General features: G+C 65.8%; 24 protein-coding genes and 1 tRNA gene. 14 read left to right on the top strand and 11 right to left on the bottom strand.

What is annotated here, in order from left to right; genetic code table 11:
* The first annotated feature begins 47 nt into the window (after positions 1-47).
* Positions 48-554: a CreA family protein gene (locus JAO75_RS10635; protein ID WP_199049001.1), complete on the top strand. Its 507-nt coding sequence runs from the start codon at positions 48-50 to the stop codon at positions 552-554.
* A gap of 56 nt (positions 555-610) precedes the next feature.
* On the opposite strand, the gene JAO75_RS10630 is transcribed toward JAO75_RS10635, so the two are convergent.
* The gene (locus JAO75_RS10630) at positions 611-934 is read right to left on the bottom strand and encodes a hypothetical protein (RefSeq protein ID WP_199048999.1); all 324 of its coding nucleotides are present in this window, start codon (positions 932-934) and stop codon (positions 611-613) included.
* Positions 935-1,227: 293 nt separating this feature from the next.
* Here JAO75_RS10630 and cysS point away from each other — a divergent pair, with 293 nt between their 5' ends.
* From cysS to JAO75_RS10610, 4 genes are all read left to right on the top strand, one after another.
* Positions 1,228-2,697, top strand: coding sequence for a cysteine--tRNA ligase (gene cysS, locus JAO75_RS10625; RefSeq protein ID WP_199048996.1), 1,470 nt, complete (start codon positions 1,228-1,230; stop codon positions 2,695-2,697).
* A gap of 178 nt (positions 2,698-2,875) precedes the next feature.
* The gene (locus tag JAO75_RS10620) at positions 2,876-3,385 is read left to right on the top strand and encodes a GNAT family N-acetyltransferase (RefSeq protein ID WP_199049107.1); all 510 of its coding nucleotides are present in this window, start codon (positions 2,876-2,878) and stop codon (positions 3,383-3,385) included.
* Positions 3,382-4,977 (top strand): citramalate synthase, encoded by a 1,596-nt coding sequence (cimA, locus tag JAO75_RS10615; RefSeq protein WP_199048994.1) that lies wholly within the window; start codon positions 3,382-3,384, stop codon positions 4,975-4,977. The genes JAO75_RS10620 and cimA overlap by 4 nt, the downstream gene beginning before the upstream one ends.
* A 172-nt stretch (positions 4,978-5,149) precedes the next feature.
* Entirely contained in the window at positions 5,150-5,599 is a 450-nt protein-coding gene (locus JAO75_RS10610) for a DMT family transporter (protein WP_199048992.1), read from the top strand.
* A 9-nt stretch (positions 5,600-5,608) separates the two neighbouring features.
* On the opposite strand, the gene JAO75_RS10605 is transcribed toward JAO75_RS10610, so the two are convergent.
* Positions 5,609-6,217: an LOG family protein gene (locus JAO75_RS10605; protein ID WP_199048990.1), complete on the bottom strand. Its 609-nt coding sequence runs from the start codon at positions 6,215-6,217 to the stop codon at positions 5,609-5,611.
* A 128-nt stretch (positions 6,218-6,345) separates the two neighbouring features.
* On the opposite strand from JAO75_RS10605, the gene JAO75_RS10600 reads away from it, so the two are divergent.
* From JAO75_RS10600 to JAO75_RS10570, 7 genes are all read left to right on the top strand, one after another.
* Positions 6,346-7,689 carry a LysM peptidoglycan-binding domain-containing protein gene (locus JAO75_RS10600; protein WP_199048988.1) on the top strand — a complete coding sequence of 448 codons (1,344 nt, stop codon included), beginning with the start codon at positions 6,346-6,348 and terminating at the stop codon, positions 7,687-7,689.
* A gap of 102 nt (positions 7,690-7,791) precedes the next feature.
* A complete protein-coding gene (locus tag JAO75_RS10595; RefSeq protein ID WP_199048986.1) occupies positions 7,792-9,705 on the top strand; it encodes an ABCB family ABC transporter ATP-binding protein/permease in 1,914 nt (637 codons plus the stop codon).
* A 165-nt stretch (positions 9,706-9,870) separates the two neighbouring features.
* Positions 9,871-10,572: a phosphatidylserine decarboxylase gene (locus JAO75_RS10590; protein WP_199048984.1), complete on the top strand. Its 702-nt coding sequence runs from the start codon at positions 9,871-9,873 to the stop codon at positions 10,570-10,572.
* Positions 10,573-10,707: 135 nt separating this feature from the next.
* Positions 10,708-11,556 (top strand): CDP-alcohol phosphatidyltransferase family protein, encoded by an 849-nt coding sequence (locus tag JAO75_RS10585; RefSeq protein ID WP_199048982.1) that lies wholly within the window; start codon positions 10,708-10,710, stop codon positions 11,554-11,556.
* A gap of 75 nt (positions 11,557-11,631) precedes the next feature.
* Complete coding sequence (locus tag JAO75_RS10580; protein WP_199048980.1) at positions 11,632-12,282, top strand: Maf-like protein; 651 nt, start codon at positions 11,632-11,634, stop codon at positions 12,280-12,282.
* Positions 12,283-12,414: 132 nt separating this feature from the next.
* Entirely contained in the window at positions 12,415-12,618 is a 204-nt protein-coding gene (yacG, locus tag JAO75_RS10575) for a DNA gyrase inhibitor YacG (protein WP_199048978.1), read from the top strand.
* A 102-nt stretch (positions 12,619-12,720) separates the two neighbouring features.
* Positions 12,721-12,796: transfer RNA gene (locus tag JAO75_RS10570), tRNA-Phe, on the top strand.
* 164 nt (positions 12,797-12,960) lie between these two features.
* Here JAO75_RS10570 and JAO75_RS24825 read toward each other — a convergent pair.
* The 9 genes from JAO75_RS24825 to hutI form a co-directional block, all read right to left on the bottom strand.
* The gene (locus tag JAO75_RS24825) at positions 12,961-14,049 is read right to left on the bottom strand and encodes a collagen-like domain-containing protein (RefSeq protein ID WP_246742449.1); all 1,089 of its coding nucleotides are present in this window, start codon (positions 14,047-14,049) and stop codon (positions 12,961-12,963) included.
* A gap of 103 nt (positions 14,050-14,152) precedes the next feature.
* Positions 14,153-14,944, bottom strand: a complete 792-nt coding sequence (locus JAO75_RS10560; RefSeq protein WP_199048976.1) for an ABC transporter ATP-binding protein — start codon at positions 14,942-14,944, stop codon at positions 14,153-14,155.
* The gene (locus JAO75_RS10555; protein ID WP_199048974.1) at positions 14,941-15,717 is read right to left on the bottom strand and encodes an ABC transporter permease; all 777 of its coding nucleotides are present in this window, start codon (positions 15,715-15,717) and stop codon (positions 14,941-14,943) included. Before JAO75_RS10555 ends, JAO75_RS10560 begins: the two co-directional genes overlap by 4 nt.
* Positions 15,718-15,813: 96 nt before the next feature.
* Positions 15,814-16,755: an ABC transporter substrate-binding protein gene (locus tag JAO75_RS10550; RefSeq protein WP_199048972.1), complete on the bottom strand. Its 942-nt coding sequence runs from the start codon at positions 16,753-16,755 to the stop codon at positions 15,814-15,816.
* Between the two features lie 186 nt (positions 16,756-16,941).
* Positions 16,942-17,523 carry a HutD/Ves family protein gene (locus tag JAO75_RS10545; RefSeq protein ID WP_199048970.1) on the bottom strand — a complete coding sequence of 194 codons (582 nt, stop codon included), beginning with the start codon at positions 17,521-17,523 and terminating at the stop codon, positions 16,942-16,944.
* The gene (gene hutU, locus JAO75_RS10540; protein WP_199048968.1) at positions 17,523-19,187 is read right to left on the bottom strand and encodes a urocanate hydratase; all 1,665 of its coding nucleotides are present in this window, start codon (positions 19,185-19,187) and stop codon (positions 17,523-17,525) included. Before hutU ends, JAO75_RS10545 begins: the two co-directional genes overlap by 1 nt.
* 10 nt (positions 19,188-19,197) lie before the next feature.
* Complete coding sequence (gene hutG, locus JAO75_RS10535; RefSeq protein ID WP_199048966.1) at positions 19,198-20,031, bottom strand: N-formylglutamate deformylase; 834 nt, start codon at positions 20,029-20,031, stop codon at positions 19,198-19,200.
* Positions 20,031-21,563, bottom strand: coding sequence for a histidine ammonia-lyase (gene hutH / locus JAO75_RS10530; protein WP_199049105.1), 1,533 nt, complete (start codon positions 21,561-21,563; stop codon positions 20,031-20,033). The genes hutG and hutH overlap by 1 nt, the downstream gene beginning before the upstream one ends.
* 11 nt (positions 21,564-21,574) lie before the next feature.
* The gene (gene hutI / locus JAO75_RS10525; RefSeq protein ID WP_199048964.1) at positions 21,575-22,777 is read right to left on the bottom strand and encodes an imidazolonepropionase; all 1,203 of its coding nucleotides are present in this window, start codon (positions 22,775-22,777) and stop codon (positions 21,575-21,577) included.
* Between the two features lie 153 nt (positions 22,778-22,930).
* Between hutI and JAO75_RS10520 the strand changes: the two genes are divergently transcribed.
* Both JAO75_RS10520 and hutC read left to right on the top strand, forming a co-directional pair.
* The gene (locus tag JAO75_RS10520) at positions 22,931-24,289 is read left to right on the top strand and encodes a formimidoylglutamate deiminase (RefSeq protein ID WP_199048962.1); all 1,359 of its coding nucleotides are present in this window, start codon (positions 22,931-22,933) and stop codon (positions 24,287-24,289) included.
* A 17-nt stretch (positions 24,290-24,306) separates the two neighbouring features.
* Complete coding sequence (hutC, locus tag JAO75_RS10515; RefSeq protein ID WP_199048960.1) at positions 24,307-25,011, top strand: histidine utilization transcriptional repressor HutC; 705 nt, start codon at positions 24,307-24,309, stop codon at positions 25,009-25,011.
* The last annotated feature ends 51 nt before the right edge of the window (positions 25,012-25,062 follow it).

Raw genomic sequence — 25,062 nt, 5'->3', positions numbered from 1 at the left:
CCGGCCATCCCCACATGACAGCGTAACGGTGGGAGATGAAACCGAAGATGCTTGCACGAATCGCCTTGGCCCTGACCCTCACCCTGGCTGCCGCCACCGGTGCCGCGGCGCAGGAGCCCGACCTGATCTTCAAGAAGTCCACGGTCTGGCGGGCGCTCACCCCGGACGACAAGCTCGCCGTGTACGGGCTCGACGATCCGGTGGTCGAGGGCGTGGCCTGCCACTACACGACCCCGGAACGCGGCGGCATCGCCGGCACCTTCGGCGTGGCTGAGGAGGTGTCCGACATCTCGCTGGCGTGCCGGCAGGTCGGGCCGGTGAAGTTCAAGCAGAAATTCGGCCAGGGCGACGTGGTGTTCAGCGAGCGCCGCTCCTTGATCTTCAAGAAGATGCAGATCGTGCGCGGCTGCGACGTGAAGCGAAACACCCTGGTCTACATGGTCTATTCGGACCGGCCCATCGAGGGCTCGCCCAAGAACTCCACCTCGACCGTGCCCCTGATGCCCTGGGGTACCGAGGTGCCGCCCAAATGCGGGGAGTGGCTGAACGGGTAGGGCGCAAAAAAGGGAGCCGAAAGCCGGCTCCCTAACGCATGACCTTAGGTCAGATCTCAGTTCGAGCAGGTGACGGAGACCGGCGGCTCCTTGGGGACGAAGGAGGCCTTCTGGATCGTTCCCGTGGTCTCGTGGGGCGCCATCTGCCGGAAGGAAACGGCCTTGGCGTATCCGTGAGCCTCGCACCAGGCGTTTGCCACAACTTGGCCACAAGCTTGGTTTGTTATGAGGCACTCCGCGACGCCATAGCCGTCGGCGGCAGGGACCATGAAGGTCGCCTCAGACGAAGAGGCCTGGGTACCATTGGGGAGCAGCGTCAGGGACGCGGCTGCAAAAAACACGGCAGTACCCATTCCGAGCATGGCAAATGCGCGGCGCATCGAAGACCTCATTGGTTGAACTCGTGCCATTATGTCACGAGTGTGCGTGAACAAAGCTCTAACGCGCACGGGCAGAACCCGTTTCATGCGGCCGTGCAAATTCAACATGATTACCGAATCGGAAATCTTGACGACTTCAGCCTGAAAAGGCATTGATGGCTTCATGAACACGGCAACGATCCTCATTTCCGGGATTATTTGCGGCTAGCGCACTTCGCTGGCTGGAGCCGTCTCGTTCTCATTCCAAGATCGAAACCACCCTCCGGCCTGCGGCCTGACAGGGGTATGGTTTCATGGCGGCCAAGCTTCGCCTCTACAACACGCTGACCCGGTCGAAGGACGAGTTCGTCCCGATCGACCCTGAGAACGTGCGCCTCTACGTCTGCGGACCCACCGTTTACGACTACGCCCACATCGGCAACGCCCGCCCGATCATCGTCTTCGACCTTCTCTTCCGTCTGTTGAGACATGTGTACGGCAGGCAAGCCGTGACGTATGTGCGCAATATCACCGATGTGGACGACAAGATTAACGCCCGGGCGGCCCGGGATTACCCGGATCTGCCCCATAACGAGGCCATCCGGGTCGTGACGGGCAAGACCGAGGAGCAGTTCCACGCCGACATCCGGGCGCTCGGCGTGCTCATGCCCGAGGACGTGAACGAGGCGGGCAAGCCCCCGCGCTTCGTCGAGCCCAGGGCGACCGAGCACATCGACGAGATGCGCATGATCATCGAGCGCCTCATCGCCCGTGGGGCGGCCTATGTGGCCGAGGAGCACGTGCTGTTCTCGGTCGCGGCCATGCAGAACCTGAACGGCGTGCCGAAATACGGCGCCTTCTCCAAGCGCTCCCTCGACGAGCTGCTCTCCGGCGCCCGCGTGGACGTGGCGCCCTACAAGCGCGACGCGATGGATTTCGTGCTCTGGAAGCCTTCGGGCCCGCAGGACCCGGCGTGGCCGTCCCCGGCCGGCATCGCGACGCCCGGCCGTCCTGGCTGGCACATCGAGTGCTCGGCCATGGCGTGGCGGCACCTGATCCAGGCTTTCGAGACCAGGCTCACCTGCGCCGACCCGACGGAGCGCGAGATCTTCGACATCCACGGCGGCGGCATCGATCTCGTCTTCCCGCACCACGAGAACGAGATCGCGCAGTCCTGCTGCGCCTTCGAGACGCCGCGCATGGCCAATGTGTGGATGCACAACGGCTTCCTGCAGGTGGAAGGCGAGAAGATGTCGAAGTCGCTCGACAACTTCTTCACCATCAACGAGCTGCTGCAGGACTGGCCCGGCGAGGTGCTGCGCTTCAATATGCTGCGCACCCATTACCGCCAGCCCATCGACTGGACGACAAAGGGCCTTGAGGAAAGCGAGAAGACCCTCGACCGCTGGTACGAACTGGCGGGCAGCGGAGAGGCGGCTTTCCTCTCGGACCAGATCCTCGATGCGCTGGCGGACGACCTCAATACGCCGAAGATGCTGGCGGAGCTTCATGCCCTCGACGGGCAGGGGGCTCACGATGAACTCGGCGCGAACCTTCGTGCGCTCGGCTTCCTGCTCGAAGGGGCAGAGGCCTGGAAGGCGCGCAAGCAGTTGGCCTTGAGCGTCGATCCCGCGCAGGTCGAGTCGTTGATTGCCGCCCGCAAGGAAGCGCGTGCGTCGAAGAACTGGGCCGAATCCGACCGCATCCGCGACGAACTCGCGGCCTTGAACGTCGTGGTGAAGGACAACAAGGACGGCACCACCACCTGGGAGGTGGCGCGATGAGCCTCACAGCTGTCCAGGACACCGGCTTTGCCTTCCTCTGCCCTCATCCTGAGGAGGCGCGCAGCGCCGTCTCGAAGGAGCTTCCAGTGCGCGCTGGATCCTCCTTCGAGACGCAGACTGCGTCTGCTCCTCAGGATGAGGCTGGAGGAAAGTGGAACAGCAAGGGAAGGGCACGCTGATGGGACAGGCCTTGCCGAAACCGGGGCTCCGTCCCTTCCTGCCCGCCGACCTGCAGGTGCTCGTCGACATCTACGAGGAGAGCATCGCGGAGCTGACCGGCGAGGATTACAGCGAGAGCCAGCAGGAGGCCTGGATGGCTCTCGCCGAGGATGATGCCTTCGCCGAGAAGCTTAACAAAAGCCTCACGCTGGTGGCCACCGTCGAGGGCTCGCCCGTCGGCTTCATTGCGCTGAAAGACAACGAGCTGATCGAGCTGTTCCATGTGCATCCGGCCGTGGCAGGGCAGGGCATCGGCACGATGCTCTACGATGCGGTTGAGAAGCTCGCCACCGCACGCGGCGCCTCGCGCATTGTCGCCGAGGTGAGCGACAATGCGCAGCCCTTCTTCCAGAAGCACGGGTTTCAGCCGCAGCGCCGCAACACGATGCCACTGGGCGATGAATGGCTCGGCACCACCACCATGGAAAAACGGCTGGCGCCGCCCGAAGACAGGAAGTTGTCGTCATGAGTCGAGAACGCGTCTATCTCTTCGACACCACCCTGCGCGACGGGGCGCAGACGACGGGGGTCGATTTCTCGCTCGAGGACAAGAAGGCGATCGCCACGCTCCTCGACCGGCTTGGCATCGATTATGTGGAAGGCGGCTATCCGGGGGCGAACCCCCTGGATACCGCCTTTTTTGCTGGGAAGCGCACGAAGAACGCCAAGTTCACGGCCTTCGGCATGACGAAGCGGGCAGGGCGCTCGGTGTCGAACGATCCGGGCGTCGCGGCCCTGCTGGAAGCCGAGGCCGACGCCATCTGCTTCGTCGCCAAGTCCTGGGACTATCATGTGCGCGTGGCGCTGGAGACGACCCCGGAGGAAAACCTCGCCGGAATCCACGAGAGCGTCGAGGCGGCCCGCGCCAGGGACCGCGAGGTGCTCGTCGATTGCGAGCATTTCTTCGACGGCTACAAGGCCAATCCCGATTACGCGCTGTCTTGCGTGAAGACGGCCTATGAGGCGGGGGCGCGCTGGATCGTGCTGTGCGACACCAATGGCGGCACGCTGCCTCACGAGGTGACGCAGATCGTCTCCACGGTCACGAAGACGGTGCCGGGCGCGCATCTCGGCATTCATGCACACGACGATTGCGGCTGCGCGGTCGCCAACTCCCTCGCGGCTGTCGAGGCGGGTGCGCGCCAGATTCAGGGCACGCTCAACGGCCTCGGCGAGCGCTGCGGCAACGCCAATCTCATCACGCTCATCGGCGCCCTGAAGCTCAAGGACGGCTATGCCGCCCGCTTCGATCTCGGCGTCACCGACGAGACATTGGGCCAGCTCACCCATGTATCGCGGCAGGTGGACGAGATCCTCAACCGGCAGCCCAACCGTCATGCGCCTTTCGTGGGCTCCAGCGCCTTCGCCACGAAGGCCGGCATTCATGCCTCCGCGGTGCTCAAGGATCCGCGCACCTATGAACACGTCGAGCCGGAAGTCGTTGGCAATGCGCGCAAGGTTCTGGTGTCGGATCAGGGCGGCCAGTCGAACATCCTGGCGGAGCTCAAGCGCTGCGGAATCGAGCTGCAGAAGGGCGATCCGCGCATCGCCCGCGTGCTCGACGAGGTGAAGCGCAAGGAGTCGGAGGGCTTCGCCTTCGAGGGCGCGGACGCATCCTTCTACGTGTTGGTCAAGCGCATGCTCGGCGAGGTGCCGGCCTTCTTCGATGTGGAGCGTTTCTCCGTCAATGTGGAGCGCCGCTTCAACGCGGTCGGCGAACTCGTCACCGCATCCGAGGCCATCGTGAAGGTGCGCGTCGGCGACGAGGTGCTGATCTCGGCGGCCGAGGGCAACGGTCCGGTGAACGCGCTCGACGTTGCGCTCCGCAAGGATCTCGGCAAGTACCAGCACCTGATCCAGGACCTGGAACTCGTCGACTACAAGGTCCGCATCTATCAGGGCGGATCGGACGCCGTCACGCGGGTGCTGATCGAGTTCGCCGACGGCACGGGCGAGCGCTGGACCACCATCGGCGTCTCGCCGAACATCATCGATGCCTCGTTCCAGGCGCTGACGGATTCGATAATCTACAAACTGTTGAAGGGTGGGGCGGCGCTTTAGCCGTTTTCGTAAACTCGACCTCATCCTGAGGAGGTCGCCTAAGCGACCGTTTCGAAGCAGATTCCAGAGGGCACTGGAGATCCTTCGAGACGCAGACTTTGTCTGCTCCTCAGGATGAGGTCTGTGCGTGCACGACCTGCCAATTCAAGCCTATGCTTCTTCTGAGGCTCCCATGAACATCTCCATCCTGCTCCCGCTCCTAGGAATCCTCGTCGGCGGCGTATTCCTGGCGGCCCAGGCGCCCATCAATGCAGCGCTCGCGAAATCCCTCAGCGATCCCGTGCTGGCGGCTTGCATCTCATTCGGGATCGGCTTCGTTGTTCTGGCCGTGCTCAGCGCGGTCCGCGGCGCATGGCCATCGGGCAGCGCCATGGCCGCGGCTCCCTGGTGGTCCTGGCTCGGAGGGCTTTTGGGCGCGTTCTACGTCGCCGTCGTGATCTGGGGCGTGCCGCAGCTCGGCGTGGTCAGCACCGTGGCGGCCCTGATCTTCGGGCAGGTCGCTGCAGCCCTGGTATTGGACGCTGTCGGAGCCTTCGGCCTTCCCGTGCAGGCGATCACCTGGCAGCGGCTCCTGGCGGCGGGCATGATCCTGGGCGGGCTTGTGTTGTCCCGCGCAGGATAATCAACGTTTTTAAAAGCGGCTCTCGATCGCCTCTTCGTTGCTGACGATCCCGACCCGGCGGGCGGAGGCTTCCAGCATTGGGATCACCTCCTCGACACGCTCCGCCACGAGATAGTTGAGCTCCAGCCCGGGACGGATGAAGCCCTGCTCGCGCATGTGGGCAATCAGGGTGAGCAGGGGCTTCCAGAAGCCCTTGGTGCTCAGCATCAGGATCGGCTTGGTATGGCGCCCGAGCTGTGACCAGGTCATCTGCTCGACGAGTTCCTCCAGGGTGCCGATGCCGCCGGGCATGGCCACGAAGGCGTCGGCCTTTTCGAACATCAGCCGCTTGCGGGTGTGCATGTCCGGCACGACGAGGGTTTCCTGCACGTCGTCCAGAAGCTTCTCGCGGGATTTCAGGAATTCCGGAATGATCCCTGTGACATAACCGCCATGGTCGAGGACCGACTGGGCCACGGTGCCCATGAGGCCCACATTGCCGCCGCCATAGACCAGGTTGATCCCCTGTTCGGCCATGAGGCGGCCCAAAGCCAAAGCATTCTCGGCAAAAACAGGGTCGTCTCCGAAGCCGGAGCCGCAATAAACACAAATGGATTTGATCGGTTTGACAGATGACATGGGCATTTCGGGGAGGCGGGGAGCCTCCCTGGCTGAGTCGTAGAGCATATTTTGTCCTTTATGGCCGTAGCCTTTTGAAAGATAAACGGTTTAAATGGCGGAAAGTGCCGCGTTTGAGAAAAAGCATCATGGCGCATCCGAAAGAGTTAAAGGGCACCATCGCGCTTCTCGGCGCTGCAGCAGCAGCCGTCGTCGCGGTGCTCCTCGGCGTGCTTTACTGGTCCTGGTCCGGAAAGCCTGCAGCCCCGCAGGCCGGATCGTCCGCCCAGACGGCCCAGCCCGTCGCTCCCCAGGCCCAGTCTTCGCCCGGCCAGCAGCTGGCCGCCGCCAAACCACCTGCCGCGAGCGAAACTCCCGCTGCCGCGCAGCCCAAGGACGCCCCCATCGTTCCTTCCTTCGATGTCGTGCGCGTCGAGCCGGACGGGGAGAGCGTCATTGCCGGTCGCGCGGCCCCAGGGGCCACCATCGAGCTTCTCAGGGGCGATCAGGTTCATGCCCGCGCGGCGGCCGACGCCTCCGGGCTCTTCGCCATTGTGCCGCCGCCCCTGCCGCCCGGGTCCCACCAGGTGGTGCTGCAATCCATTGCGCCGGACGGAACGCGCCAGCGCTCCGCGCAGGCCGTGACGGTCGTCATCACGGACGGGAAGACCCGACCCCTCGTGACGCTGACATCCCCGGACAAACCCACGGTGGTCCTGTCGAATCCGGAGCCGCCGGAGACCAAGGTGGCCGAGGCGCCGAAGTCCGAGGCCGAGCCAGCCGCTCCCCCTGCGCCCCAGCAGCAGGCCGGCGCCGCCCCGACCGTCTCCCCGCCGCCGCCGGCTGCTCCTCCCGCCGCTGCCGCTGCGGGCGCGCCGTCCGCCACGCCCTCACCCCGGCCCGAGATCAAGATCGTCACGGTCGAGGCGGAGGAGGGCAAGCTCTATGTGTCCGGACAATCCTCGCCGGGAGCCACCATCCGGCTCTACCTCAATGAGAGCTTCATCGCTCCCGGAGGAGCCGGAGGCGACGGCCGGGTGTCCTTCTCCATCGCCAGCGGCGTGAAGCCCGGCGACTATCGCATCCGCCTGGATGACGTGGATCCGGTCTCCGGTCAGGTCAGGTCGAGGGCCGAGGTCGGCTTCAACGTGCCCGCCCAGGTGGCCTCCGCTCAGCCCCAGGCTCCTGCGCCGGGTCAGCAGCGCACATCCGGCTCCCCGGCATCCTCCCAGCCGCAGGCATCGCGCGAGGTGGCTTCGGCTCTGCCGCAGGGGCAGCTGGCCGATGCCGGCACGATCGTGATCCCCAACATCAACACGGCCATCGTATCCCGCGGCGACAATCTGTGGCGCATCAGCCAGCGGGTCTACGGCAAGGGCCTGCGCTACACCGTGATCTATGGCGCGAACCAGGAGCAGATCCGCAATCCGGACCTGATCTACCCGGGACAGGTCTTCGTCCTGCCCGGCGATCAGGAGCCCAGGAGCAACTGATTCCGCTCCCGAGGAGGCTGCACAGGACATTTCCTGGGGCAGGGTGAATTCACCCTGACGATGGCTTATATCGGGGTCCAAGCTTTCGATTGGACCTCACCGATGCCTCCCTCCACCGCCGTCCCGACGACTGGCGCAGCCCGGCCCGAGCCGAGCGGCCTGGCCCCCACCTGGAAGAAGCTCTGGCCCTACATCTGGCCCCACGGCCGCCCGGACCTTCAGCGGCGGGTCTTCCTGGCCTTTGCCCTGCTTCTGGTCGCCAAGGGCGTCACGATGGTCACGCCCTTTGCCTTCAAATGGGCGACGGACGCGCTCGTGGCCGTCACGAGCAGCGGCAACCAAGCGACCGAGGTCGCCGCAACGGCCGGGTCCTGGATCTGGAAGGCGCCGATCCTGCTCACGGCGATCTACGGCCTCACCCGCATCATCATGGCGGTGCTGACGCAGGTCCGCGACGGCGTCTTCGCCAAGGTGGCGATGCATGCGGTCAGACAGCTCGCCCTGCAGACCTTCGAGCACATGCACCGACTGTCCCTGCGCTTTCACCTGGAGCGCAAGACCGGCGGCCTGACCCGCGTGCTCGAGCGCGGCCGCGAGGGCATCGAGGAGCTGTCGCGCCTGGTGGTGCTGACGCTCCTGCCGACGATCCTCGAGTTCGTCTTCGTGCTGGGCCTCCTCGCATGGGAGTTCAACTGGGTCTATTCGGCCGTCGTCTTCGTCATGGTCGTCGTCTATCTCGCCTATACCTACAAGGCGACCCAGTGGCGGATCACGATCCGCAAGCAGATGAACGACTCCGATACGGACGCCAACACCAAGGCGGTCGACTCGCTCCTGAACTACGAGACGGTGAAGTATTTCGGCGCCGAGCAGCGGGAGACCGCCCGCTACGACCGCTCCATGGAGCGCTTTGAGAAGGCCTCGACCCAGACCTATACCTCGCTCGCCGTGCTCAACGCCGGCCAGGCGGTGATCTTCTCCATCGGCATGGCCGTCGTCATGGTGCTGGCCGCACGGGACATCATGGCGGGCAATGCCTCCATCGGCAGCTTCGTGCTCGTCAACGCCATGCTGGTGCAGCTCTACATCCCGCTGAACTTCATGGGCATGCTCTACCGCGAGATCAAGCAGGCGCTGATCGACATCGACGACATGTTCGAGATCATCGACCGCAACCCCGAGATCCAGGACAAGCCGGGCGCCAGGCCCCTCCAGGTCGAGCAGGCGGTCGTGCGCTTCGAGGATGTGCATTTCGCCTATAACCCGGAGCGGCCGATCCTGAAGGGCGTCAGCTTCGAGGTGCCGGCCGGGCACACGGTGGCCATCGTGGGTCCCTCGGGCGCGGGCAAGTCCACCATCTCGCGCCTGCTGTTCCGCTTCTACGAGCCTAATAGCGGCCGCATCCTCATCGACGGGCAGAACATCGCCGAGGTGCAGCAGGGGTCATTGCGCAAGGTCATCGGCATGGTCCCGCAGGATACCGTGCTGTTCAACGACACCATCGGCTACAACATCCAGTACGGCCGCTGGGACGCGACCCCCGAGGAGGTGAAGGAGGCGGCTCGCCTTGCGCAGATCGACCGCTTCATCGGTCTTCTGCCGGAGGGGTACGACACGCCCGTGGGCGAGCGCGGCCTCAAGCTCTCAGGCGGCGAGAAGCAGCGCGTGGCGATTGCCCGCACGATCCTGAAAGCCCCGCCGATCCTGGTTCTCGACGAGGCGACCTCGGCCCTCGACACCTTCACCGAGAAGGAGATCCAGGATGCCCTCGACCGAGTCAGCCGCGGCCGCACGACCCTGGTGATCGCCCACCGTCTGTCCACGGTCATCGGGGCCGACGAGATCATCGTCCTCGACCAGGGCCGGGTGGTCGAGCGCGGAAACCATGGGAGCCTGCTGGCCCAGGGCGGGGTCTACGCCGCCATGTGGAACCGCCAGCGGGAGGCCGATCAGGCCCGCGAAGCCCTCAAGCGGGCCCAGGAGGAGGAACGCAGCCGCGAGAGCGTGGCAGGTTGACAAGAAGCGGTTCCGCCTGCCATCCCGACTAAAGCATCGGACCCAAAAGTGGATTTGCATTTTTGGGATCCATCCGATGCTCATTCTTAACTAGCGCATCGTTGAGCGCGGAAAACCGAAACCACTTTTCCGCACGATGCGCTGGCGCTCTGAGGCTTTGAAAAAATGACCGACGTTCTGGAATCGATGCGCCGCATCTTCGTGCCGATCCACAAGGAGGGCTATCCCTTCATCCTGATCGCGCTGTTCGCGACGATCGTTCTGGCCTGGCTCTGGTCGCCGCTGGGCTGGATCGGCACCATTCTGACCGTGTGGGTGTGCTACTTCTTCCGCGATCCGCCGCGGGTGACGCCCGTCCGGGAAGGCCTCGTGGTCTCCCCCGCCGACGGCCGGGTGAACCTCATCACCACCGCAGTGCCGCCGGCGGAGCTCGACCTGCCGCCCGAACCCATGACCCGCATCTCGGTGTTCATGAACGTGTTCGACTGCCACGTGAACCGCTCGCCGGTCGCGGGGCGGATCACCCAGATTCTCTACACGCCGGGCCTGTTCCTCAACGCCGAACTCGACAAGGCGAGCGAGGACAACGAGCGCAATGCCCTCGTCATCGAGACGGCGCACGCCAAGATCGGCGTGGTGCAGATCGCCGGCCTCGTGGCGCGCCGCATCGTGTCCTTCGTCAAGGTGGGCAACCACCTGAGCACCGGCGAGCGCTTCGGCCTGATCCGTTTCGGCTCCCGCCTCGACATCTTCGTGCCGCTCAACGCCCAGGTTCTCGTCGGCCTCGGCCAGACGGCCGTCGCGGGCGAGACGGTGCTTGCGGACCTGACCGCCAACGAGCCTGCCCGGGAGTACCGCGTCGGGTAGGGCCTGTCCCGGCTCCCGGGCTCTGCCTCGAGACCGGAAAATAAGGTCCCTCAGGGGCCGGAGGTGTTGCCATGACGGGGGAAACACCTCCGGAGTCGGTTGCCGGTTAAGCTGGCACCCCCTAGATGTGATGCCATGAGCGATCTTTTTCCCCCCTTCGCCCCCGACCCGAACGAGCCGCGCCGGCGCCTCTTCAAGCCGGTTCCGGTGCGCGTCCTCATCCCGAACATCATCACCCTGATCGCCCTGTGTCTGGGGCTCACGGCGATCAGGCTGGCTTTCGAGGGGCGCTACGAGCCCGCGGTGGTGGCCATCGTGGTGGCGGCCTTCCTGGACGGGGTCGATGGCCGGGTGGCGCGCATGCTCAAGGGCACGTCCCGGTTCGGCGCGGAGCTCGATTCGCTCGCTGACTTCGTCAATTTCGGCGTGACCCCGGCTCTTATCCTCTACAGCTTCCTGCTGAACGAGCTGAAGGCGGTCGGGTGGATCGCGGTGCTGGTCTTCGCCATCGCCATGGTCCTGCGTCTCGCCCGCTTCAACGTGATGCTGGACGATCCCCACCGGCCCGAGTGGAAGAAGAACTTCTTCACCGGCATGCCGGCGCCAGCCGGCGCGCTGACCTCGATGCTGCCCCTCTACCTGTCGTTCCTCGGCGTTCCGATGGGGGCCGCTGCCGCTCCGATCGCGCTGGTCTACCTGCTGGGCTTGGCCTTCCTGATGGTGTCCACCATCCCGGTCTATTCGGGCAAGACCATCGGGTTGAAGGTGCCGCGCCATTGGGTTCTGCCGATCTTCGTCCTGTCGGCGGCGCTCTTCGGCCTCCTGGCGAACTTCCCCTGGGAGATGCTGACCGCCATCACGGTGCTGTTCCTGGCGTCCATTCCGCTGAGCGTCATGCGCTACCGCCAGCTCGACCGCGCCCATGCCGCGCAGGCGGCGCAGCCCCAGCCGGCGAGCTCGGAGCAGGAGCCCCCCGCGGCTTGATTCATCGTCCCCTGGTGCCATGTTGTCACCGGATCTAGCCTAGCCTTAGTGAAATCCCGGAGCGTGGAGAGAAAAGTGGCGTCGTCTTCCGAGGTGTCGAATCCCAGCGCGCGACCGAAGCTCGTTCTCGCCTCCGCCTCGCCCCGCAGGCTCGCTCTCCTGCAGCAGGCGGGGATCGAGCCCGATGCGCTCCTTCCCGCCGACGTGGACGAGACGCCCCTGAAGAACGAGAGCGCCAAGGAACTGGCCAAGCGTCTGGCCCGCTCGAAGGCCGAGGTGGCCCGCAGGGTGGCCCGCACCCGCGAGGACCTGACGAATTCCTATGTGCTCTCGGCCGATACCGTGGTGGTGGTCGGCAAGCGGGTTCTGCCCAAGGCCGAGGTGGAGGACGAGGCGGCAGGCTGCCTGCGCCTGCTCTCGGGCCGCCAGCACCGGGTCTACACCTCCGTCTGCATGATCACCCCCAAGGACACGATCCGGGAACGCTTCGTGGAAACGAGGGTGCGCTTCAAGCGCCTGTCGCGGGACGAGTTCGAGCGCTATCTCGCTTCCGGCGAGTGGCGGGGCAAGGCCGGCGGCTATGCCATACAGGGGCTTGCCGGCACCTTCGTGGTCAAGCTCGTCGGCTCCTACACGAACGTGGTCGGCCTGCCGCTTTACGAGGCCGTCGCCCTTCTCGACGGGGAGGGCTATCCCGTCCGCTCCTCCTGGCTCGACGCAGCCTGACGCGGCTTTCCATAGCACAGCCCGGTCTTGCATCGGGCGTAACCAGCAGCCACCTAGCGCATCGTGCGGAAAAGTGGTGTCCACTTTTAGGTCCTATGCTCTAAGCCGCTTGTGAAGGAAAGGAGGCAAGGGATGAACGCCGCCAACGAGAACAAGCCCCAGGCCTCGACCGGAAAATGCCCGATCTGCGGCAAGCCCACCGAGCCGAACTATCGGCCGTTCTGCTCCCGGCGCTGCGCCGACGTGGATCTGAACCGCTGGCTCACCGGCAGCTACGCCATTCCGGTTGTCGAGAGCGAACCCGACGACCCGGACGAGGACCGGCGGGAGACGTGATCCGCCCCCATCTGCATTTTTCTCCTCGGACCCGCTGGACAGAGGGTCTTTGTCTGACTATACACCCCTCCACGACGCGCCCGGCCTTGCCGCGCATCGAATGCCCAGGTAGCTCAGTTGGTAGAGCATGCGACTGAAAATCGCAGTGTCGGCGGTTCGACTCCGTCCCTGGGCACCATTTCTCTCCCCCCTCTGAAATCCCACAGGTTTCACGCCCCGTGGCCTTGACGGTGCGGATCGGCTCTCGGGCTATATCCTTGCCGGGTCAACCGCCTCGCGGTGACGCTTCATGGCCTCGGCTGCGTCGTGCCGATCTCGCGTTTCATGATGAATCCGGCGTGCTTACTTCCTGGCGCAGATCGCTCGGGCGATCATGCCTTGAGGGCTCTCGGTCGTGGAAAAGCAGTACACGCCGGCTTCGTCCATGTCGAAGCGGTCGCCGCGGTTGCAGGTGCCGTTGACCGGATACTCGTTCTCGTCGCACCGCGCCGTGCAGCGAGCCTGCGAGGCGCATTCCTGCACGAAGACTCTCAGGATGGTTCCTGCGATTCCAGGCTTGCCCTCCGGTCCCGGCTTGCCCTCGGGACCGGCCGGTCCGACAGGCCCTGTCAGGCCAGCAGGACCAATCGGGCCGATAGGGCCGGGAGGTCCGATGGGACCGATCTCACCTGCAGCACCCTGCGGTCCGGGAGGACCGGCTGGCCCTGTCGGGCCTACGGTTCCAACAGGTCCCGGAGGGCCTACGGAACCCGCAGGGCCGGCCGGGCCCGGCTCTCCTCGCGGGCCGGGGGTGCCCTGCGGCCCCTGGGGACCCTGATGTCCTGCCAGGCCTTGCGGGCCCTGGGGTCCGGGAGGTCCGGGCGGTCCCTCAGGTCCGATCGGGCCAGGCTGCCCCTGCAGTCCCGCAACCGCGTCCGGGTTCCCGGGCGGTCCGGCAGGCCCCTGAGGGCCGACCGGGCCGGGCTCACCCTGCGGCCCAGGCATGCCGGCGACGCCCTGAGGGCCCGGAGGCCCTTCGGGTCCGGCGGGGCCTTGCGGACCCGGCGCTCCGTCGCGCCCGGGCTCGCCTTGAGGCCCCATCGGCCCGGCAGGCCCAGGCTCCGTAGGAGCAACGACGGCGGCATTGGCGGTCTCGACCGGAGCTCGTTGCCCGCAGAAGCCGATCACCGCTTGGCGCTGCTCGTCATCGGCCTGAATGCTCACGATGCAGGTTGCAGGATGATAGGCGAGACGGAAGGTGAAGCGTCCGTTGGCATCGGTCTTCGTCTGATGCTGCTCGTCGAGCGTGATCGACGTCTGGCGCGGCTTGCTCAATCGGCCAATGACACGCAACTCCCCACCCGTGATCATCGCCTGATCGATCAGGATGTCGGCCATGGCGGGAGACATGCTCGTGATGAAGATGGATCCGGCTAACAGGCGCTTGAGCATCGTGCCTTCCCCGTTCAGAGACAGGAAGCGTCACCTGAACGGGGAACCGGGTCAATTCATCCGGAAGGGATATCCCGAAAGCGGAAGCACATCGGGGGCGATGTCAATGCACGCCTTCCGCCTGCATGGCCTCGACGCGGATTTCTTCCGTCAACTGCGCCTTCAGATCCGAGAACTCCGGCGTCGTCTTCATCCGGTAGTGTCGCGGATGCGGCAGGTCGACGGGGATGTCGGCCTTGATGCGGCCGGGGCGGGCCGACATGACGATGACGCGGGAGGCGAGGAAGATCGCTTCCTCGATGTCGTGAGTGACGAAGAGCACGGTCTTGCGCTCACGCTCCCAGATGCCGAGCAGCAGTTCCTGCATCAGTCCGCGGGTCTGGTTGTCCAGCGCCCCGAAGGGCTCGTCCAGCAGCAGGATGTCCGGATCGTTGGCGAGCGCGCGGGCAATGGCGGTGCGCTGCTGCATGCCGCCGGAGAGCTGCTTGGGGTAGTGGTTCTCGAAACCGCGCAAGCCCACCTTCTCGGTGTAGGAGGCGACGATCTCCTGGCGCTGCGCCTTCGGTATGCCCTTCTCACGCAGGCCGTAGGCGATGTTCTCGGCAATCGTGAGCCACGGGAAGAGGGTGTAGGACTGGAACACCATGCCCCGGTCGGCGCCGGGCCCCTTGATCTCGCGCCCGTTGAGCAGCACGCGCCCATCGGTCGGGCGGTCGAGGCCTGCCACGATGCGCAGGAGCGTCGACTTTCCGCAGCCGGAGGGGCCGAGGATGGTGATGAAGTCGTTCTGCGCCACCTGCAGGCTCGTGGGCTCGAGCGCCCGCACGGGCGCGCCGCCGCGCACGCCGGGAAACACGCGCGAGACGTTGTCGATCTGGAGGATCGTGCCGGTCATGCGAGCCTCCACGGGAAGAGCGAGCGGTTGACGGCCTTGAACAGGAAGTCGGAGATCAGGCCGATGATGCCGATGACGATGATGCCGAAGATCATCTGGCCTGTCGCAAGCAGCGCCTGGCTGTCGATGATCATGTGACCGATGCCGGATGAGGAGCCGATGAGTTCCGCGACGATCACGTAGGTCCAGGCCCAGCCGAGCACGAGGCGCAGGATCTCGGCGATCTCCGGCGCATTGGCCGGGATGAGCACGCGCTTCACCACGCCTTGGTCTGAGGAGCCGAGCGTATAGGCTGCCTCGACGAGATCGCGGCGCGTGTTGCCCACAGACACTGCCACCATCAGGATGATCTGGAAGACCGAGCCGATGAAGATGACCAGCAGCTTCTGCATCTCGCCGATGCCGGCCCAGAGGATGAGCAACGGGATGAAGGCGGAAGCGGGCAGGTAGCGCGCGAAGGACACGAAGGGCTCGAGAAACGCCTCGAAGGATTTGTAGGCGCCCATCAGGATGCCGAGCGGCACGGCGATGGCGGCTGCGATGACGAAGCCGCCGACGACGCGCCAGACGGTGATGCCGATATCGCCCAGGAAGCCGAAGCGCGTGAGCAGCAGCCAGCCGTCCTGCAGCATGGTGATGGGATCGGCCAGGAAGGTGCGCGACACGAAACCGCCCAGGGTCGCAAAGGCCCAGGCCGCCACGAAGAGCACGAAGAAGGAAATGCCGAGCGTGACGCGCGTGCCCTGGCTGACGGGTTCGAGGGGTCGAGGCATGGGGAATCTGCTCTGCGATCCGGATCGATGTTCCGGATGGCGCGGGTGAGGGAGGGGCAGGCGGCCCGGACGAAACCGGGCCGCCGGAAGAATGGGTTACTGGATGAAGCTCGTGTCCGCCAGGGCGTCCATGTCAGGCTTCTGCTTGATGACGCCAATTTCGAGCAGCAGGTCGGCGGCCTCGGCCGAGAAGGTCTTGAACTCGTCCGCGAAGAACTTCTTGTTGGCCTCGCGATCCTGCCAGCGCAGATACTGGGCGGACTTGCCGAAGGCCTCGCCCGTCTGCTTCACGTCCGCGCCCATGATCTCGTAGGCCTTGGCCTGATCCTTCTCGATCATCTCGAGAGCCTCGAAATAGCTGTCGGCGAGGGCCTTGGCAGCCTTCGGGTTGTCGGTGAGGAACTTCGGCGTGCAGCCGAAGGTGTCCATCACGGCCGGATAATCGAGCGTGGTGGCAATGATCTTGCCGGCCTGGGGTGCGGCGCGCACGGAGGAGAGATAGGGCTCGTAGGTCATGGCCGCGTCGTTCTGCCCGGCGATGAAGGCCTGCGCGGCCGGGCCGGGCTCCATGTTGACCACGGTCACGTCCTTCATGGAGAGGCCGTTCTTCTTCAGCATCCAAGCCAGCACGAAATAAGGCGACGTGCCGGGGGCGGAGGCCGCCACCTGCTTGCCTTTGATGTCCTTGATGGAGCCCACGTCGTTGCGCACCACCATGCCGTCGGCGCCGTAGCTCTTGTCGAGCTGGAAGATCTGCTTGGTGGGCACGCCGTTGGCGTTCCACACGATCCAGGTCTCCACCGTGGTGGCGGCGCACTGGATGTCGCCTGACTGGATGGCGAGGTGGCGGCTGGCCTGCGGCACCTTCTTGATCGTCACGTCGAGGCCGTTCTTCTTGAAGATGCCGGCTTCCTTGGCGAGCGTCAGGGGCGCGAAGCCCGTCCAGCCCGAGATGCCGATGGTCACCTTCGTCTCCTGCGCCGAAGCGGACCCGACCGCCAGCGCCAACACGGCCAAACCACCCAATACCGCCTTCATTGCAGCCTCCGTTTTATCCAAGTTCCCTGGCTCGTTCTGCCGACCGCGCCCTCTGGAAGGTTTCGGTTTTCGCATCGTGCATTCTTGTCCGAGCGGGCGAATGGCACCATGACGGAGCGGCAATGTCAAATGTATAGACATTTGCTCCTGCCGTTGTTTTGGGCACCGTCCGCCGAAAATGCACTCTCAGGTCGGCTGGTCGGGCGCGATCTCGACGAGGATCGCCCGGCCCGTCCCGGAGAGCAGGATGAGATCCTGCGTCGCCTCCAGCATCAGCGTGTCGAGCACCTGGAGCGAATGAATGGTCGAATCGAGGGTCACGTCGAAGGAACCGTCGAGCGCGACAAGGAAGGCGACGCGGGTTTCCTCGGCGAGCAGCGCCACGCCGGATTCCACGAACCGCGCCCGGTGCCGGAACTGGCCGCGCCGGGTCATGACGTTGAGATCGCGGATCGGTCCCGAGAGGAGCCGCCCGATGGTGATGTCGCCGCCGGAGAAGGAGAGCTTGGGAGAGGCCTTGTCCAACCGATAGGCGACACCCTCCACGTCGAGTTCAATGCCGCCGCCCTCGACCACGATCAGCGTGCGGTCGATCTCCGGAAAAGCCGAGAACGGCCCGTCGGAGGCGACATCGGCCATGCTGATGCGCCAACCGAACGTGTCGAAACCGGAGCCTTCCGGGAAGGCCGCGACCTCCGCGGTCGTGCCTCCCCCGTTCTTCCAGGGAGCGCGGACGAGATCCTCGCTGCGGATGACCCGCGCCTTCATCAGCGCAGGCTCGGCAGGTTGAGATCGAACTCGCGGGCGCAGTCGACCGCGATGTCGTAGCCCGCATCCGCATGGCGCATCACACCGGTCGCCGGGTCGTTCCAGAGCACGCGCTCAACGCGCTTGGCCGCTTCCGGCGTGCCGTCGCAGACGATCACCATGCCGGAATGCTGCGAGAAGCCCATGCCGACGCCGCCGCCATGGTGCAGGGACACCCAGGTGGCGCCCGATGCGCAGTTGAGAAGCGCGTTCAAGAGCGGCCAATCGGAGACCGCATCGGACCCATCCTTCATGGCCTCCGTCTCGCGGTTCGGGCTGGCAACCGAACCGGAATCGAGGTGGTCGCGGCCGATCACGATCGGCGCCTTCAGCTCGCCCTTGGCCACCATCTCGTTGAAGGCGAGGCCGAGGCGGTGGCGGTCGCCCAGGCCCACCCAGCAGATGCGCGCAGGCAAGCCCTGGAACTTGATGCGTTCCTTGGCCATGTCGAGCCAGTTGTGCAAGTGCTTGTTGTCGGGCAGCAGCTCCTTCACCTTGGCGTCGGTCTTGTAGATGTCCTCCGGGTCGCCCGAGAGCGCGCACCAGCGGAACGGCCCAATGCCGCGGCAGAAGAGGGGACGGATATAGGCCGGCACGAAGCCCGGGAAGTCGAAGGCGTTGTCCACGCCTTCTTCCTTCGCCATCTGACGAATGTTGTTGCCGTAGTCGAGGGTCGGCACGCCGGCCTTGTGGAAGTCGAGCATCGCGCGCACGTGCTCGGCCATGGACTGCTTGGCGGCATGCTCCACGGCCTTCGGGTCTGTCTCGCGCTTGGCCTCCCACTCGCCAAGCGTCCAGCCCTTCGGCAGGTAGCCGTTGATCGGATCGTGCGCGGAGGTCTGGTCCGTCACCGCATCCGGGCGAATGCCGCGCCGGTAGATCTCCGGGAAGACCTCGGCGGCGTTGCCGAGGAGGCCGACGGAAACCGGCTTTTTGTCGCGGCAGGATTGCTCGATGATTGCGAGAGCCTCGTCCAACGTGTCGGCGCGTTGGTCGACATAGCCCGTGCGCAGGCGCATCTCGATACGGCTCGGCTGGCATTCGACCGCGAGGCACGAAGCGCCGGCCATGGTGGCGGCGAGCGGCTGCGCGCCGCCCATGCCACCGAGTCCGCCGGTGAGAATCCAGCGACCGGAGAGGTCGCCATTGTAGTGCTGGCGGCCCACCTCCACGAAGGTCTCGTAGGTGCCCTGCACGATGCCCTGGGTGCCGATATAGATCCAGGAGCCGGCCGTCATCTGGCCGTACATCATGAGGCCCTTGCGGTCGAGCTCATGGAACTTGTCCCAGGTGGCCCAGTGCGGCACGAGATTGGAATTGGCGATCAGCACGCGCGGCGCATCCGCGTGCGTCCGGAACACGCCGACGGGCTTGCCCGACTGCACGAGCAGCGTTTCGTCCTCATTGAGGTTCTTGAGCGCAGCGACGATGCGGTCGAAGCTGTCCCAGTCGCGCGCGGCGCGGCCGATGCCGCCATAAACGACGAGCTCGCCAGGCTTCTCGGCGACCATCGGGTCGAGGTTGTTCATCAGCATGCGCAGGGGCGCCTCCGTCAGCCAGCTCTTGGCGGACAGTTCGGTGCCGTGGGGAGCGTGGATCACGCGGGCGTTGTCGATGCGGGTCATGAGACGGTCCTCAGGCTTTGGATTGGGCGAAGTTGAGACAGGTCTGGAGAATGAGGGTGAGGGCGGAACGCATGGGTGCGGCATAGGCCTCGTCGTACGGTGCGGGCCATTCGCTCTCGGAAACAGGTCCGAGCGGCTCGCGCATGTAGCCGCGGCAAGCGAGCTCCATCTGGACGGCATGAACGCCCGCCTCAGGGCGCCCAAGGCTGCGCGTGATGTATCCACCCTTGAAGCGACCGTTGACCACATGGCTGAAGCCGCTGTTCGCGCAGATTGTCTCGATGGCGTCGCTCAGCGCAGGGGCACAGGTGGTGCCGCCATTGGTGCCGATGTTGAAGTGGGGCAGGGTGCCGTCGAACAGGCGCGGAATCACCGAGCGGATCGAGTGGCAATCGTAGACCACTACGCTGGCGTGCTGGGCGCGCAGGCGCTCGGTCTCGGCGCGGAGCGTCTCGTGATAGGGATCGAAGAAGCGGGCGCGGCGCTCGGCGATCTCCTCGGCCGTGGGCTCCGCTCCGGGCCGATAGAGCGCCTCGCCGTCGAAGGTGGTCGTGGGGCACAGCTCCGTCGTCGCCTGCCCTGGGTAGAGCGAGACGCCGGACGGGTCGCGGTTCACGTCGATCACCGTGCGGGAGATCGTCGTGCGGATCACCGTGGCGCCTAAGCCTGCGGCGAAGTCGTAGAGCTGCTCGATCCACCAATCGGCATCCTTGCGCGCGAGCCAAGGCGAGACGAGGCCGCGCTCGTATTCGGCCGGGATGTCGGTGCCGGTATGCGGCAGGCTCACCACGAGGGGTGCATCGCCACGAGTGACCGTGAGCCAGTCCGGAAGCTTCGTGCTCATTACCTCGCCTCATCCGTGACGAGCGGCAGCACGTCGCCGCCGACTGCGTCGGCGAGGGCGCCGGAGGCGACGAGGGCCGTGGCCACTTCCATCTCGGGCGCCATGTGCCGGTCGTCGTCGAGGTGCGGAACCTGCGCACGCAGCAGGGCACGGGCGCGCTCCAGGGGCTCGCTCGATGTCATCGGGGCGTGGAAGTCGCAGCCCTGGACGGCGGCCAGATATTCGATGCCGATGACATTGGCGGTGTTCATCGCCATCGGCAGGAGCCTGCGGGCGCCATGGGTCGCCATGGACACATGATCCTCCTGGTTGGCGGAGGTGGGGATCGAGTCGACGCTCGCCGGATAGGCGCGCTGCTTGTTCTCGGAAACCAGAGCGGCGGCCGTGACCTGCGGGATCATGAAGCCGGAGTTCAGACCCGGCTTCGGCGTGAGGAAGGCCGGCAGGCCTGAGAGCGTCGGGTCGACCAGCATGGCGATGCGCCGCTCGGCGAGCGATCCGATCTCGCAGAGCGCCATGGCGATCATGTCGGCGGCGAAAGCCACCGGCTCCGCATGGAAGTTGCCGCCGGAGATCACCTCGCCCGTATCCGAGAACACGAGCGGATTGTCGGAGACACCATTCGCCTCGGTGCCGAGCGTCTCGCCCGCCTGCCGCAGCAGGTCGAGCACCGCGCCCATCACCTGCGGCTGGCAGCGCAGGCAGTACGGGTCCTGCACGCGGTCGTCGTTGGTGAGGTGCGAGGCGCGGATCGCGCTGCCCTGCATCAGGGCGCGCAAGGAGGCTGCCACTTCGATCTGCCCGCGATGGCGGCGCAGCTTCTGGATGCGCTCATCGAAGGGCCCGTCGGAACCCTTGGCTGCATCGGTGGCGAGCGCTCCCGTGACGAGAGCGGCGCGGAACACGCGCTCGGCCTCGAACAGGCCCGCGAGCGCGAGTGCGGTCGAAACCTGCGTGCCGTTGAGAAGCGCCAGGCCCTCCTTGGGCCCGAGCACAAGCGGCGTGAGACCGGCGCGGGCGAGAGCCGCCTCCGCCTTCACCCGCACGCCGTCGACGAAGAACTCGCCGACGCCCATCAGGCCCGCCGTCATGTGCGCCAGCGGCGCAAGGTCGCCCGAGGCGCCGACAGAGCCTTGGCCCGGAATGACGGGAACGAGCCCGGCCTTCAGGCAAGCCGTCAGATGCTCGATGGTGGACCAGCGGACGCCAGACGCGCCTTGCGCGAGGCTCGCGAGCTTCAGCGCCATCACCAGCCGGACGACAGGAATGGGCAGCGGCTCGCCGACGCCGGCGGCGTGCGAGAGCACGATGTTGCGCTGGAGCGTCGCGAGATCGGCCGCGCCGATGCGCACACTGGCGAGCCTTCCGAACCCGGTATTGATGCCGTAGACCGGATCGCCCTTGGCGACGATGTCGTCGATGGTCTTTGCGCTGGCCTCGATGGCCCTGCGGCAATCCTGATCCAGGGCAATGTCAGCCCCGAGATAGACGCTGCGCCAGTCGGCCAGGGAAACGGAGCCGGGGTGAAGCATGATGGGTTGTGTCACTGTCCCCTCCAGACACGGGCGTGAAGCGGGTTGAAGCCGATGCGGTAGACGAGCTCCGCAGGCCGTTCGATATTCCAGATGGCGAGATCGCAGCTCTTGCCGCGCTCGAGCGTGCCGATCTCATCGAGCCGGCCCAGCGCCCGCGCGGCTTCGCGCGTCACGCCTGCGATGCATTCCTCGACATTCATGCGGAACAGGGTGGCGCCCATATTCATGGTGAGGAGCAGCGAGGTGAGCGGCGATGTACCGGGGTTGCAGTCCGTTGCAAGCGCCATGCTGGTGCCTGCTTCGCGAAAGGCGGCAATCGGCGGCACCTTCGTTTCGCGCAGCATGTAGAAGGCGCCCGGCAGCAGCACCGCCACCGTGCCGGCCTTCGCCATGGCGGCGGCACCTTCCTGGTCGGTGTATTCGAGATGATCGGCGGAGAGCGCGCCATGATCGGCGGCGAGCTTCGCGCCGTGCAGGTTGGAGAGCTGGTCGGCGTGCAGCTTGATCTTCAAGCCCAGCGCCTTGGCGGCGTCGAACACGCGCGCGGTCTGCTCCGGCGAAAACGCGATGCCCTCGCAGAATGCATCGACAGCATCGGCCAGTCCCTCGCGGGCGAGCGCCGGCAGCATCTCTCGGCAGACCTTCTCGATGAAGGCGTCCTTGTCGCCGTTCGCCTCCGGCGGCAGCGCATGGGCGCCGAGGAACGTGGTGGTGACGGAGACGGGGCGTTCCTGCTCGAGGCGGCGCGCGGCGCGTAAAGACCGAGCCTCCGTCTCAAGGTCGAGTCCGTAGCCCGACTTGATCTCAACTGTGGTGCAGCCCTCAGCGATGAGATGATCGAGCCGGGGCAGGGCGCTCGCCACGAGCGCGTCCTCGCTCGCCGCCCGGGTCGCCTTCACGGTGGAGACGATCCCGCCGCCGGCGCGGGCGATCTCCTCGTAGCTCGCGCCGTTGAGGCGCAGCTCGAACTCGTGGGCGCGGTCGCCGCCATAGACCAGATGTGTGTGGCAATCGACGAGCCCTGGGGTGATCCAGCGGCCCTCGCAGTCGATCCGCTCGGCTGCGTCCCAGCCTGTAGGCATATCCTGCATCGATCCGGCAAAGGCGATGCGACCGTCCGTGGAGGCAACAGTTCCGTTCTCGACGATCCCGAGGCCTTCGCCAGCGAGCGTAACAAGGCGAGCATTGAGCCAGACCCGGTCGAAGCGCATGTTCCTGCTCCGGTTCGTTTGCGATTATGTCTATACATAAATACAAACAATTGATATTGTCTAGACGTATTCGATCGGTTCTGATGGTCGGGCGACCGCATGGCTTTTTGGCGGCTGCCGAGGTCAGGCCGCTTTGCAGCAAAGGTGTCCGCCATGCGCAGGCTCATTCTCGATCACGCTCTCCTGCCCGGCGGCTGGGCCAGCAACGTCGGCATCGACGTCGAGAGCGGGGCAATCGCCGCCGTGCATCCCGAGGCTTCGCCTGATGGTCGCGAGCGCATTGCCGGGATCACGCTACCCGGACTGCCCAACCTGCACAGCCATACTTTCCAGCGCGGCATGGCGGGCCTTGCCGAAACGCGCGGGCCCGAGGGCGACAGCTTCTGGACCTGGCGGCAGGTGATGTACCGCTTCCTCGGCTCCCTCACACCGGACGATGTGGAGGCGGTCGCGGCCTTTGCTATGATGGAGATGCTGGAGGGCGGCTTCACCGCGCTCGCCGAGTTCCACTACCTGCACCACGATGCGCAAGGGCGCCCCTTTGGCGATATCGCGGAACTCTCCGGGCGCATTGCGGCTGCAGCGCAGGAGACCGGCATGGGCCTGACGCTTCTGCCGGTCTTCTACGCGCAGGGCGGATTCGGTGGCGCGGCGCCGACGGAGGGGCAGCGGCGCTTCATCAACGACGTCGAATCTTATGCCCGCCTGCTGGACGGAGCGCGCAGGGAGGTGGCCGGACTCGACGATGCTGTGGTGGGCGTAGCGCCCCACAGCCTGCGCGCCGTGCTCCCTGAGAGCCTCGGCGAGGTCGTCGCGATGGCAGGCGAGGGGCCGGTCCACATCCACATCGCCGAGCAGGTGAAGGAGGTGGAGGATTGCCTGGCGTGGTCGGGGCAGCGCCCTGTCGCGTGGCTGCTCGACCATGCCCCTGTCGACCGACGCTGGTGCCTCATCCACGCCACGCATCTCGACCCGCAGGAGGTGAAGGGCATCGCCGCGAGCGGCGCCGTGGCGGGCCTGTGCCCGATCACCGAGGCCAATCTCGGCGACGGCATCTTCGAGGGCGTCGATCATCGGGCGGCCGGCGGGCGCTTCGGCGTCGGGTCCGATTCCAACATCGAGATCTCGGCCCCGGGGGAACTCAAGCAGTTCGAGTACAGCCAGCGCCTCAAGCACCGTGCCCGCAATGTTCTGGCCGAGCGTGAGGGGCAGTCCACGGGGCGCAGCCTCTACGAGACGGCGTTGACGGGCGGGGCGCAGGCGCTCGGGCGGCGGATCGGCGCCATCGCCGAGGGACATCGTGCCGATTTCGTCGTGCTCGACGCTGATCATCCCGATCTCGCCGCCGTCTCGGGCGACCGCTGGCTCGATGCCTACGTGTTCGTGGCCGGCAGGGCCGCCATCGACACGGTGTTCGTCGCCGGCAAGCCTGTGGTCAGGAACGGCCGGCACGTGAGCCGCGATACGATCCGCGCCCGCTACGTGCAGGCCATGGCCCGCATCCTGGTCTGAGGGAGGATGAAGGCGGCATGAAACATCTGCACCAGCGCATCCGCGACGACATCGAGGCCAAGATCATGTCCGGCGAATGGGCGCCGGGGCACCGCATTCCGTTCGAGCACGAGTTGATGACCGAATACGGCTGCTCGCGCATGACCGTGAACAAGGTGCTCTCGACGCTCGCCGCGAACGGCCTCATCACCCGCCGGCGCCGCGCAGGCACCGTCGTGGCGGAGCCGAGCAACCAGCAGGCGGTTTTGCAGATTCAGGATTTCGCCTTGGAAGCGGCGCGCGCCGGAATTGAGTACCGTTTCAAGATCCTGCACCGTTCCATCGAGCCCATCGACGCCGCTGCCGCACAACGGACGGGGCTCAAGCCGGGCACGGAGATGCTCTGCCTCTCGACCCTGCATGTGATGGATGGCGTGCCGCTCGCCTTCGAGCAGCGCCTGATCAACCTCGCCACCGTGCCCGAGGCCGACAAGGAGCCGTTCAAGGAAGACCCACCGGGCACGTGGCTGTTGCGGCGAGTGCCGTGGACGGATGCGGAGCACATCGTGCGTGCCGTCAACGCGGATGGCCCGATGGCGAAGCGGCTCCAGATCCAATCCGGCGCGGCCTGCCTCGTACTGGAGCGCCGGACTTGGCAGGCAGGCGCCTTCGTCACCGAAGCGCGGCTCACCTATCCCGGTGACCGGCATCAGCTCGTGGGGCGGTTTTCGCCGACGGCTTGAGAAAGAAATGCCTGCTCCAGGGTTGCCGGAGCAGGCATCGCTCACATCGAC

The organism is Microvirga splendida (assembly GCF_016427565.1).
Lineage (GTDB): Bacteria > Pseudomonadota > Alphaproteobacteria > Rhizobiales > Beijerinckiaceae > Microvirga > Microvirga splendida.
This window is presented reverse-complemented; position numbering and strand designations above follow the sequence as displayed.